The sequence below is a fragment of the Kitasatospora sp. NPDC059812 genome (assembly GCF_042732075.1).
GTDB lineage: Bacteria > Actinomycetota > Actinomycetes > Streptomycetales > Streptomycetaceae > Kitasatospora.
Genome location: NZ_JBHWIO010000034.1, coordinates 36122 through 46732 on the forward strand (window position 1 = coordinate 36122; position 10611 = coordinate 46732).

Annotated in this window: 10 protein-coding genes; 5 read left to right on the plus strand and 5 right to left on the minus strand. The window is 70.8% G+C overall.

The window, feature by feature from the left end; translation table 11 throughout:
- Window positions 1–133: 133 nt before the first annotated feature.
- The 3 genes from ACFV6D_RS19025 to ACFV6D_RS19035 form a co-directional block, all read right to left on the minus strand.
- On the minus strand, window positions 134–334 hold the full coding sequence (locus ACFV6D_RS19025; RefSeq protein ID WP_063348344.1) for a DUF397 domain-containing protein: 201 nt from the start codon (window positions 332–334) through the stop codon (window positions 134–136).
- Window positions 335–394: 60 nt separating this feature from the next.
- The gene (locus ACFV6D_RS19030) at window positions 395–1024 is read right to left on the minus strand and encodes a GNAT family N-acetyltransferase (protein WP_380560549.1); all 630 of its coding nucleotides are present in this window, start codon (window positions 1022–1024) and stop codon (window positions 395–397) included.
- A 125-nt stretch (window positions 1025–1149) separates the two neighbouring features.
- Window positions 1150–2433, minus strand: a complete 1284-nt coding sequence (locus ACFV6D_RS19035; protein WP_063348342.1) for an adenylosuccinate synthase — start codon at window positions 2431–2433, stop codon at window positions 1150–1152.
- A 126-nt stretch (window positions 2434–2559) separates the two neighbouring features.
- On the opposite strand from ACFV6D_RS19035, the gene ACFV6D_RS19040 reads away from it, so the two are divergent.
- From ACFV6D_RS19040 to purM, 3 genes are all read left to right on the plus strand, one after another.
- Window positions 2560–3414: a hypothetical protein gene (locus ACFV6D_RS19040; protein ID WP_063348341.1), complete on the plus strand. Its 855-nt coding sequence runs from the start codon at window positions 2560–2562 to the stop codon at window positions 3412–3414.
- Between the two features lie 242 nt (window positions 3415–3656).
- Window positions 3657–5240 (plus strand): amidophosphoribosyltransferase, encoded by a 1584-nt coding sequence (gene purF / locus ACFV6D_RS19045; RefSeq protein ID WP_063348340.1) that lies wholly within the window; start codon window positions 3657–3659, stop codon window positions 5238–5240.
- Between the two features lie 79 nt (window positions 5241–5319).
- Window positions 5320–6405: a phosphoribosylformylglycinamidine cyclo-ligase gene (gene purM / locus ACFV6D_RS19050; RefSeq protein WP_063348339.1), complete on the plus strand. Its 1086-nt coding sequence runs from the start codon at window positions 5320–5322 to the stop codon at window positions 6403–6405.
- Window positions 6406–6567: 162 nt separating this feature from the next.
- Here the strand turns inward: purM and ACFV6D_RS19055 are convergent, their stop codons facing one another.
- Both ACFV6D_RS19055 and ACFV6D_RS19060 read right to left on the minus strand, forming a co-directional pair.
- A complete protein-coding gene (locus tag ACFV6D_RS19055; protein ID WP_063348338.1) occupies window positions 6568–6825 on the minus strand; it encodes a DUF3073 domain-containing protein in 258 nt (85 codons plus the stop codon).
- 416 nt (window positions 6826–7241) lie between these two features.
- On the minus strand, window positions 7242–8399 hold the full coding sequence (locus ACFV6D_RS19060) for a Glu/Leu/Phe/Val dehydrogenase dimerization domain-containing protein (protein ID WP_063348337.1): 1158 nt from the start codon (window positions 8397–8399) through the stop codon (window positions 7242–7244).
- A 199-nt stretch (window positions 8400–8598) separates the two neighbouring features.
- Here ACFV6D_RS19060 and ACFV6D_RS19065 point away from each other — a divergent pair, with 199 nt between their 5' ends.
- Together ACFV6D_RS19065 and bldC are read left to right on the plus strand one after the other, a co-directional pair.
- On the plus strand, window positions 8599–9495 hold the full coding sequence (locus ACFV6D_RS19065; RefSeq protein WP_380335442.1) for a hypothetical protein: 897 nt from the start codon (window positions 8599–8601) through the stop codon (window positions 9493–9495).
- A 485-nt stretch (window positions 9496–9980) separates the two neighbouring features.
- A complete protein-coding gene (bldC, locus tag ACFV6D_RS19070) occupies window positions 9981–10187 on the plus strand; it encodes a developmental transcriptional regulator BldC (RefSeq protein WP_014137253.1) in 207 nt (68 codons plus the stop codon).
- Window positions 10188–10611 lie beyond the last annotated feature (424 nt).

A 10611-nucleotide genomic window follows, 5' to 3' on the forward strand; every position in this document is an offset into this window, starting at 1 on the left:
CACCGCCCAACCCCGCCAACCCGTGTCCGCAAAACCCGTGTTCGAGGTCCGCCTTTCCACCGCCGCCGTCGAGAAGAAATAGCGCGCGGCAGCGGGGGCCCCCCGCGGGGGGGGGGCCCACCGGAGGGTGCGGTCAGCCGTCGCCGAAGTGGTCGAATTCTCCGCGCTTCACGCCCTCGATCCAGAGCGCGAACTTCTGCGGGGTGGTGACGATGATCGCGTCGGGGCTCTCGGATTCGCGGACCTCGATCAGCCCCCGTTCGTTGACGGACACCTCCACGGAGTCACTGCCGTCCCGGGTGCTGCTGGTGGACTTCTGCCACTGCTGGGTCATCGGTTGCCTTCTCCCATTCCGGTTCCTGCCTGGCACCCTGGACAACTCCCGGGGGGCCGTTCAGGAACGGGGGCGCACGGAGGGTTCGGCACCGCGCGAAAGGCGCTCGACGAGGCGGATCCGGGCGACGGGCCACTCGTCGGCGAGCATCGAGAAGTAGGCGGTGTCGCGCCACACGCCGGTGTCGCGCCGCTTCTCGCGGCGGTGGACGCCCTCGTACTGGGCGCCGAGGCGCAGGATCGCGTTGCGGGAGCGCTCGTTGAGCGCGTCCGTCTTCCAGTAGACCCGGCCCATGCCCAGGTCGCCGAAGGCGTGGGAGAGCAGCAGCAGCTTGGCCTCGGTGTTGACGGGCGTGCGCCAGACCGAGCGGGCGTACCAGGTGCCGCCGATCTCGACGACCTCGTCGTCGGCCCTGAAGTCGTAGTAGCCGGTGACGCCGACGGCCCGGCCGCTGGGGAGGTCGATCACGGCGAACTTCACCGCCGATCCGGCCGCCACCTCGGCGAGCCGGGCGTCGATGATCGCGCCGAGTTCCTCCTCGGTGGCGGGCGGGAGGGAGGGGATCCAGCGCCAGACCTCCGGGTCGGGGCCGACGCCGGCCCACAGGTCGGGCAGGTGGTGGCGGCCGAGGGGCTCCAGGCGGATGTGGCGGCCGGTGAGGGTGACGGGTGTGGGCGGCTGTGCGGTCATGCCGGAAAGGTAGCGCCACGCTGCACTAGATGCAATGGACTTCTGCGCTAGTGCAAAATTGACGGAGCGGGCAAAGCGAAGGGCCCTGCGGGACGTGTCCCGCAGGGCCCTCGACCGGATCAGGCTCAGATGAACGAGTTGATCTGGATCGTCTCGTCGCGGCCCGGGCCGACGCCGATGGCGGAGATCGGCGCGCCGGACATCTCCTCCAGCGCCTTCACGTACGCCTGCGCGTTCTTCGGCAGCTCGGCGAAGGTCTTCGCCTTGCTGATGTCCTCGGTCCAGCCCGGCAGCGTCTCGTAGATCGGCTTGGCGTGGTGGAAGTCGGACTGGTTGTACGGGAGTTCCTCGACCCGCTTGCCGTCGATCTCGTACGCGACGCAGACCGGGATCTGCTCCCAGCCGGTGAGCACGTCGAGCTTGGTGAGGAAGAAGTCGGTGAGGCCGTTGACCCGGGTCGCGTAGCGCGCGATGACCGCGTCGAACCAGCCGCAGCGACGGTCGCGGCCGGTGGTGACACCGCGCTCGCCGCCGATGCGGCGCAGCGCCTCGCCGTCCTCGTCCAGCAGCTCGGTCGGGAACGGGCCCGAGCCGACGCGGGTGGTGTACGCCTTCAGGATGCCGATGACCCGGTCGATCTTGGTCGGGCCGATGCCGGCGCCGGTGCAGGCGCCGCCCGAGGTCGGGTTCGACGAGGTCACGAAGGGGTACGTGCCGTGGTCGACGTCGAGCAGGGTGCCCTGGCCGCCCTCCAGCAGGACGACCTTGTTCGCCTTGAGCGCCTGGTCCAGGACGAGGGTGGTGTCGGCGAGGAAGGGCTTGATCTTGTCCGCGTAGCCGAGGTACTCCTCGACGACCAGCTCGGCCGGGATGGCGCGGCGGTTGTACAGCTTGACCAGGATCTGGTTCTTGTCGTGCAGCGCCGCCTCGATCTTCTGGCGCAGGATCGACTCGTCGAACAGGTCCTGGACCCGGATGCCGACGCGGTTGATCTTGTCCGCGTAGGTCGGGCCGATGCCGCGGCCGGTGGTGCCGATCCGGCGCTTGCCGAGGAAGCGCTCGGTGACCTTGTCCAGGGTGCGGTGGTACGGCGTGATCAGGTGGGCGTTGCCCGAGACCAGCAGCTTCGAGGTGTCGATGCCACGGTCGTTGAGGCCGCTCAGCTCGGAGAGCAGCACGCCCGGGTCGATGACGACGCCGTTGCCGATGACCGGCGTCACGTTAGGGCTGAGGATGCCGGAGGGGAGCAGGTGCAGGGCGTACTTCTGGTCGCCGATGACCACCGTGTGACCGGCGTTGTTGCCGCCCTGGTAGCGGACGACGTAGTCGACGGAGCCGCCGAGGAGGTCGGTGGCCTTCCCCTTGCCCTCGTCCCCCCACTGAGCGCCAACGAGCACGAGTGCCGGCACAGGCGTACACCCCTTCCGGTTGGGGCATCCTGCGTAGGCCGCAGTCTGCCCCGAGATAGACGAAGCCCCTGGCGCAGTAGCGCAAGGGGCTCTTGCACCGAGAGATTACCTGAGGAAGGACCGGTCGTGTCGTCCCTGTCCACGCCCGCAACCGGCGGCCCCGAGCCGCTCCTGCTGCTCCTCGACCCGGCGGCCCGGCACACCGACGGCGAGTCGGTGCGGATCGCGAAGGACGTGCTCTGCGGAGGCGCGGACGTCAAGGTGGTCTATCCGGAGAGCCCGTCCGAACTCGACCGGGTGCTTTCGCACCGGGGTCGGCGGCGACCGGTCGTGATCGGTTCCGACCTGGCGTTGCAGCGGGTGCTCCAAGCCCTGTACCGCCAGCGTGAGCTGGGCGCGGATCCGGTGGGCATGGTTCCGGTCGGCCGGTCGGAGGAGCTGGCCGCGGCCCGCGCGCTCGGGGTGCCGGGCGAGCCGGTCCGGGCCGCGCGGGCGGTGCTGTCGGGTGCGGCGCGCAAGCTCGACCTGCTGGTGGACGACGGCGGCGGGGTGGCGCTGGGAGGGGTGCGGATCACCGGCGCCGGGACGCGGCGACCGGCCGGCCGTACGGGTGGTTGGCGTTCGCTATGGGCGAAACTGGCTGCGGCCGAGCAGGCGAACGCACTCACGGCGGACGGCCGGTCCTGCGCCGAGCACAATCCCCGGGTCCGGGTCGAGGCCGACGGCCGGCTGCTCGCCGACGTGCACCGGCCGGTGCGGCTGGTCCAGCTGACCCTGCCGGGCGTCGAGGCGGACGGCGCGGGCGTGCTGGAGGTGGTGATCCGCGCGCCCGGCGCCCTGGTGCGCGCCCGGGCGGAGAGCGTCTCGGTGGTCGGGCGCGGCTTCGGCTACGAGGCGGACGGCCACCCCGTCGGTCCGGTCCGCGCCCGCACCTGGACGGTCCACCCGGGCGCCTGGGGCCTGTTGCTGCCCGCCGCGTGACGCCGGGGTGAACCCCGGGTGAGCAGGCTCACTTTCGCGGCCGCCCCGACTCCCGGCTCTCCGCACACGGAACGCCCCAACAGGCGCGAACCACAAGGCCAACCGCCTCCGACCGGAATTCCCCCCACCCGAAATCCCCACCTGGTAAGGGGTTTTGTCTACGCGCGTTACCGGCCGATCGCCAGACAATCCCGGCCGCCCGGGTTCCGGAAGCCGGTGCCCGCTGCCCTAGACTCGAAGACGTGCCACGTGGTGACGGAAGACTCAACCACGATCTTCTTCCCGGTGAGAAAGGCCCCCAGGACGCTTGCGGCGTCTTCGGTGTCTGGGCTCCCGGCGAGGAGGTCGCCAAGCTCACGTTCTTCGGCCTTTACGCCCTGCAGCACCGCGGTCAGGAATCCGCGGGCATCGCAGTGAGCAACGGCTCCCAGATTCTCGTCTTCAAGGACATGGGGCTTGTCTCCCAGGTCTTCGACGAGGCCTCCCTGGGGTCGTTGCACGGGCATATCGCCGTCGGACACGCCCGCTACTCGACCACCGGGTCCTCGGTCTGGGAGAACGCCCAGCCGACCTTCCGCGCGACCGTGCACGGTTCGCTGGCCCTCGGGCACAACGGAAACCTGGTGAACACCGCCGAACTGGCGGAGATGGTCGCCGAACTGCCCGGTGAGGAGCACGTCTCCCGCTCCGGGCGGAGCGCCGCGACCAACGACACCGACCTGGTGACCGCGCTGCTCGCCGGCCACCCGGACCTCTCCATCGAGGAGACGGCCAAGGTCGTGCTGCCCAAGGTCAAGGGCGCGTTCTCGCTCGTCTTCATGGACGAGCACACCCTCTACGCCGCCCGCGACCCGCAGGGCATCCGCCCGCTGGTGCTCGGCCGGCTGGAGCGCGGCTGGGTGGTCGCCTCCGAGACGGCGGCGCTGGACATCTGCGGCGCCTCGTTCATCCGCGAGGTCGAGCCCGGCGAGCTGATCGCCGTCGACGAGAACGGCATGCGCAGCTCCCGCTTCGCCGAGGCGAAGCCCAAGGGCTGCGTGTTCGAGTACGTCTACCTGGCCCGCCCCGACACCAGCATCGCCGGGCGCAACGTGCACCTCTCCCGCGTGGAGATGGGCCGCCGCCTGGCGAAGGAGGCGCCCGCCGAGGCCGACCTGGTGATAGCGACGCCGGAGTCCGGCACCCCCGCCGCGATCGGCTACGCCGAGGCCAGCGGCATCCCGTACGGCTCCGGCCTGGTGAAGAACGCCTACGTGGGCCGCACCTTCATCCAGCCCAGCCAGACCATCCGTCAGCTCGGCATCCGGCTCAAGCTCAACCCGCTGCGCGAGGTCATCGCGGGCAAGCGCCTGGTGGTCGTCGACGACTCGATCGTCCGCGGCAACACCCAGCGCGCGCTGGTGCGGATGCTGCGCGAGGCCGGTGCCGCCGAGGTGCACATCCGGATCTCCTCGCCGCCGGTGAAGTGGCCTTGCTTCTTCGGCATCGACTTCGCCACCCGCGCGGAGCTGATCGCCAACGGGATGACCGTCGAGGAGATCGGCCGCACCCTCGGCGCGGACTCGCTCTCCTACATCTCGATCGACGGCATGATCGAGGCCACCAAGCAGCCCAAGGACAGGCTCTGCCGGGCCTGCTTCGACGGCGAGTACCCGATGGAGCTGCCGGACCCGGCACTGCTCGGCAAGCTCCTGCTGGAGGCCGAGATCAAGGGCAGCCAGCAGCCGCCGGCCGTGCGCGGCAAGCCGACCAGCGGCAGCGACCTGGACGGCGTCCAGTCGCTGCTCGGCGGGGCGGGCGCGGCCGACGCGCTGCGCCGCCCGTAACGAATCCACGGTGGGGTCCCGCGAAACGGGGCCCCACCGCTGTTCCAGCCCCCACCAGACCCGAGAGGGCCGCACCGTAGTGACCAGCAACCAGAACGGCGCCACCTACGCCGCAGCCGGCGTCGACATCGAGGCGGGCGACCGCGCCGTCGAGCTCATGAAGCAGTGGGTGAAGAAGGCGAACCGCCCCGAGGTGGTCGGCGGTCTCGGCGGCTTCGCCGGCCTCTTCGACGCGTCCGCCTTCAAGCGCTACGAGCGGCCGCTGCTGGCTTCGGCCACCGACGGCGTGGGGACCAAGGTGGCCATCGCGGCCGCCATGGACAAGCACGACACCATCGGCCACGACCTGGTCGGCATGGTCGTCGACGACCTGGTGGTGTGCGGCGCCGAGCCGCTGTTCATGACCGACTACATCTGCGTCGGCAAGGTCGTGCCGGAGCGGGTCGCCGCGATCGTCAAGGGCATCGCCGAGGGCTGCGCGCTGGCCGGCTGCGCCCTGGTCGGCGGCGAGACCGCCGAGCACCCGGGCCTGCTCGGCCCGGACGAGTACGACGTCGCGGGCGCCGGCACCGGCGTGGTCGAGGCGGACGCGCTGCTCGGCGCCGACCGCGTGCGGGCCGGCGACGTGGTGATCGCGATGGCGGCCTCGGGCCTGCACTCCAACGGCTACTCGCTGGTGCGCCACGTGCTGCTGAACGAGGCCGGCTGGAAGCTGGACCGCAAGGTCGAGGAGTTCGGCCGCACGCTCGGCGAGGAGCTGCTGGAGCCGACCCGGATCTACTCGCTGGACTGCCTGGCGCTCACCCGCGCCACCGAGATCCACGCCTTCTCGCACGTCACCGGCGGCGGCCTGGCGGCCAACCTGGCCCGGGTCGTCCCGGACGGCCTGCACGCCCGCCTGGACCGCGGCACCTGGACCCCGCTGCCGGTCTTCCAGACCGTCGCCCAGGTCGGCAAGGTGGCCACCCTGGAGATCGAGAAGACGCTCAACATGGGCGTCGGCATGGTCGCGGTCGTCCCGCCGTCCTCGGTGGACGCCGTGCTGGCGATCCTGGAGGACCGCGGCGTCGAGGCCTGGCTGCTCGGCGACATCGTCGAGCGCACCGGCGAGCACGAGGCCGGCGCGGCGCTCTACAACGCCTACGAGGGCTTCACCGCGGGCTGAGCCCGGCGGGACGACGGAAGGGCCCCTCCGGCGCACCGGAGGGGCCCTTCCGCGTCCTGCCACCCGGGGGGCGGCGACCCACCCGGTACGCCATCCGGTACGCGGAAACGCCGAAGACCGGCCTGGCGCGCTGGGCGCTGGGCCGGTCGGCGAAACTACTGGCTACGAGCGGCGAGAGGCCTGCGACGGCCCGGTGCCCGGCTCGGTGTCGTCCTCGTCGTCGAGGTCGGCATAGCGGGCGGCGTACTCGGCATACGGGTCGTCGTCCTCCTCCTCCTCGATCGGCTCCGGGTCGATCGGAGCGGTGGACGGCGATGCGCCCAGCTCGTTGGACAGACGGTTAGCGTCAAACCCGCCGCTGTTGTACTTCAGCTCGCGGGCGACCTTCGTCTGCTTGGCCTTGGCCCGGCCGCGCCCCATGGGTCGACCCCCTCAACGATGGGGCTCACGGCCCCGAGTCTGACACGTGTTCATGATCAGGAGCGGCCTGCCCGAATGGGAGGACCGTCCCTTGGAGCATTAACGGTACCTGTTTCCGCCGCTGGACGGTACGTCGTCGGTGTGACGTGGCGCGCACCGACCGCACCCGAGACCAGGTCTTCCCAGGTCAGGGGAGGTTTTGCGGCGGTTTGCGCGCTGTCCGGAGGTGTCTCAGGTCCGTCGTTCCAGGACCGATTATCCCCCCAAGGGGGACCTTGGATCACCCGATCGGGCGCAGAAGTGAGAATCCGGTTCCACATCGTGATGCGCGGGGGACGGCTGGGCCCCTCCCGCCCGGGGGCGGGTCACGGGGGTGCGGCCGCCCCCCCCGCGTCCGAGGTTCCGGGGGCGCCGGATCAGGCCCGGCGGGCGCCCGGCAGCAGGACCGTGCGCAGCGCGCTGATCTCGCGCATCCGCTTCTCGGCCAGGCGGTCGGCGGCGACCGCCGGCGGGACGCCGTCGGAGGCGGCCCGGGTGAAGATCTCCAGGGTGGTGTCGAAGATCCTGGTGGCCTTGTTCTTGGCCCGGTCGAAGTTGAAGCCCTCGATCTCGTCGGCGACCTGGATCACGCCGCCGGAGTTCACCAGGTAGTCCGGCGCGTAGAGGATGCCGCGGTCCGCGAGGTCCTTCTCGACGCCCGGGTGGGCCAGCTGGTTGTTGGCCGCGCCGCAGACGATCGTGGTGCCGGACTCGCCGAGCGCGGCCACCGTGTCGTCGGTCAGCGCGCCGCCCAGGGCGCAGGGGGCGTAGACGTCCAGCCGGGCCTGCAGCAGGGCGGCGGTGTCGGCGACGACCTCCACCTCCGGGTGGGCCGCGCGGACGCGGTTCACGGCGGTCTCGGAGACGTCGGTGATGACGACGGTGGCGCCGTCCGCGACGAGGTGGCCGACCAGGTAGTGGCCGACCTTGCCGACGCCCGCGACGCCGACCCGCTTGCCGCGCAGGGTCGGCTGGCCCCAGCGGGCCTGGGCGGTGGCGCGCATGCCCTGGAAGACGCCGAAGGCGGTCAGGATGGACGAGTCGCCGGCGCCGCCGTGCTCGGGCGAGCGGCCCGTCACGAACTGCGTCTCGCGCGCGATGACGTCCATGTCCTGCACGTAGGTGCCCACGTCGCAGGCGGTGATGTAGCGGCCGCGCAGGGACTCCACGAAGCGGCCGTAGGCACGGAGCATCGCCTCGTTCTTGTCCTTGTTGGGGTCGCCGATGATGACGGCCTTGCCGCCGCCGAGGTCGAGCCCGGCCAGCGCGTTCTTGTAGGACATGCCGCGGGACAGGTTGAGCGCGTCCTCCAGGGCCGCCTCCTCGGAGGCGTACGGGAAGAAGCGGGTGCCGCCGAGGGCCGGGCCCAGCGCGGTGGAGTGGATGGCGATGATCGCCTTGAGCCCGGAGCTGCGGTCGTGGCAGAGGACGACCTGCTCGTGGCCGTCGCCGGGGGCGCCGTCCTGCTCGGTGCGGAAGATCCTGCTGAGCACTCCGGGTGCGGGGTGCGTGGCGGATGTCTGTACGTCGGTCACTGTGGTGACTCCAGTATCGAAGGCCCGCCTGCTGTGGTGCGGGCGCCTAGGGCGAAGCGTAGTCGCGGGAGCGTCGCCGATCCGCCCTCTTGTCCGAGCTTGTCCCGGTGGTCCGAGGAGTGAGACGCAGGGGGGTGCGCGGTGCGGGCGCGAACGGTTCGCGGGCGCGCCCTCCCGGGGCCGGTCGGCGCGTGCGACCATGCAGGACGTGACCGTCGTGCGCACCTCGGTACTGCCGCCCTACGCCGCCCACCTGCGGGTCTACGAGCCGCTGGCCGCCTACCCGGAGTCCGAGCGGGTGCGCTGGCAGGCCTACGCGGCGGAGCACGGCCCGGACGCCGTCGAGGCGGCGCAGCCGGTGGCCGCGGCCGTCCTGGAGGAGCAGCGGGAGGCGCTGGCGGAGCTGGCCGCCCGGACGCCCCGGGCGCTGCCTGAGCGGGAGAGCGGGCGGGCCTACCTGCGGGTGGTGGACGGCGTGCTGTACGTCTGCCCGTGGGCGACCAGGCTGCGCAGCTGGCAGGCGCTGGAGGAGCTGCGGGCGGCCGCGCCGGTGGCGCTGCTGGACACCGCGGTGCCGCCGGTGGCCCGGGCGGCGGCGGAGGCGGACCGGGAGCGCTGGCGGGCCGGCCATCCGGACGCCCGGCCGTGGATCCTGACCAGCCGGTGGGAGGTGCCGGTGCGCTGGTTCCTGCCGTTCGGGGACGAGGACCGCTGTTTCGTGCCGGCGCAGGAGCCGGGCAAACCGGGGCGGGCGGCGGCGCTGTTCTACCTGGTGCCGATGGCGCAGGCGCGCCGCCGGACGGCCCGGGCCTTCCGGGCGCTGCGTGAAGAGGTGCCGGACGGGGAACTGGTCCGGGGGGCGGAGCAGATCGGGCGGTGGCTGGAGGAATTCCATCCGCGCTCGCTGGTGGAGCTGGACTACGGGGGGCTGGTGCATGTGCTGGGGCCGGAGCGGCTGTTGGCGGATCGTTCGGCGGGGGAGCTGGAGGAGGGGCTGCGCGCGCTGCGGGCGGGGGACACCGCGCAGGCGCTGCACGCGTACGGGGAACTGACGGCGCGCTGGCGCAGGGTGCTGGCGCTGCGGTACGCGAACTGACGTCCGACCAGCCGTGTATGACTGTAAGAGTCCTATGGCCCGAGCTGGATGACCAAGGTCCCGGTTCGGGTCAATAGCTGTCGAACGTGACACTACTCACCGTTGACGCGAACTTACCCCTATGTGCAAAAATGGGACAACCAGCCCAACTTCACGCGGGCATGCCCACTTTTGGGTGGTTCTGGAGTTGATGCGTGCTTTGCGGGGAAACAGGGGGTCTGGTCCCCTCGTAACCAGGCGTCACGGCCGCGTGACTGCCCGTTATGGGGTGGTCCATCGCCATCCGTCGCTCTTGAACCCGTGAGGGGTCAATTTTGGCGGTTTGGTCGATAGGGCTGGACGGATGGTGTAGTTGTAGACACCAGGACAAGCCGTTCGTCCTATAACCGACTCGGCCCGGCTATGCCATTTCGGGCATCGCGGGCCAAGGTGCAGAATTTGAAGGATAGAACCGCCCTGGTTCGGTTCTCCCGAGGAGGCCGCTCATGACCGCTCGTACCCCTGATGCTGAGCCCCTGCTGACGCCGGCAGAGGTCGCCACCATGTTCCGCGTGGACCCGAAGACGGTCACTCGTTGGGCCAAGGCGGGCAAGCTGACGTCCATTCGCACGCTCGGCGGTCACCGCCGTTACCGCGAGGCGGAGGTGCGCGCTCTGCTGGCCGGGATTCCCGCTCAGCGCACTGAGGCCTGATAGGCCAAAGGCTCTTTAAAGGGGCCGCGTACCGGACTCCGCCGGGTCCGGTAAGCGGCCCCTTTGCCATGCCCGCCCGCCGTGCCCGGGTACTCGGCACAACGTACGGAATGCTGAACTCCGGATAACGATTTGATGCGCATGATGCGGGGGGGATTTACAGTTAATGGCTGTACAATTTTACATATTAAATTAGTGAGGTCTTGGTGAGGGTGGTGCGGGGGTGCTCTCGGGAAAAGATAAGTGACGACCGTCACACCGTCTGTCACTTGTGGTCTGGACCTGGTCCGGGATAAACACCGGACGCCAAAAGCGAGAGGCGGGGGGCGGGGGGGGGGGGGGCCGGGGGCCCCGCCGCCCGCGGGCCCGCGCGGCGGTGCCCCGCCCGCGGCGGGGTAAGCAAAAAAAAAGACACACGAAAAAA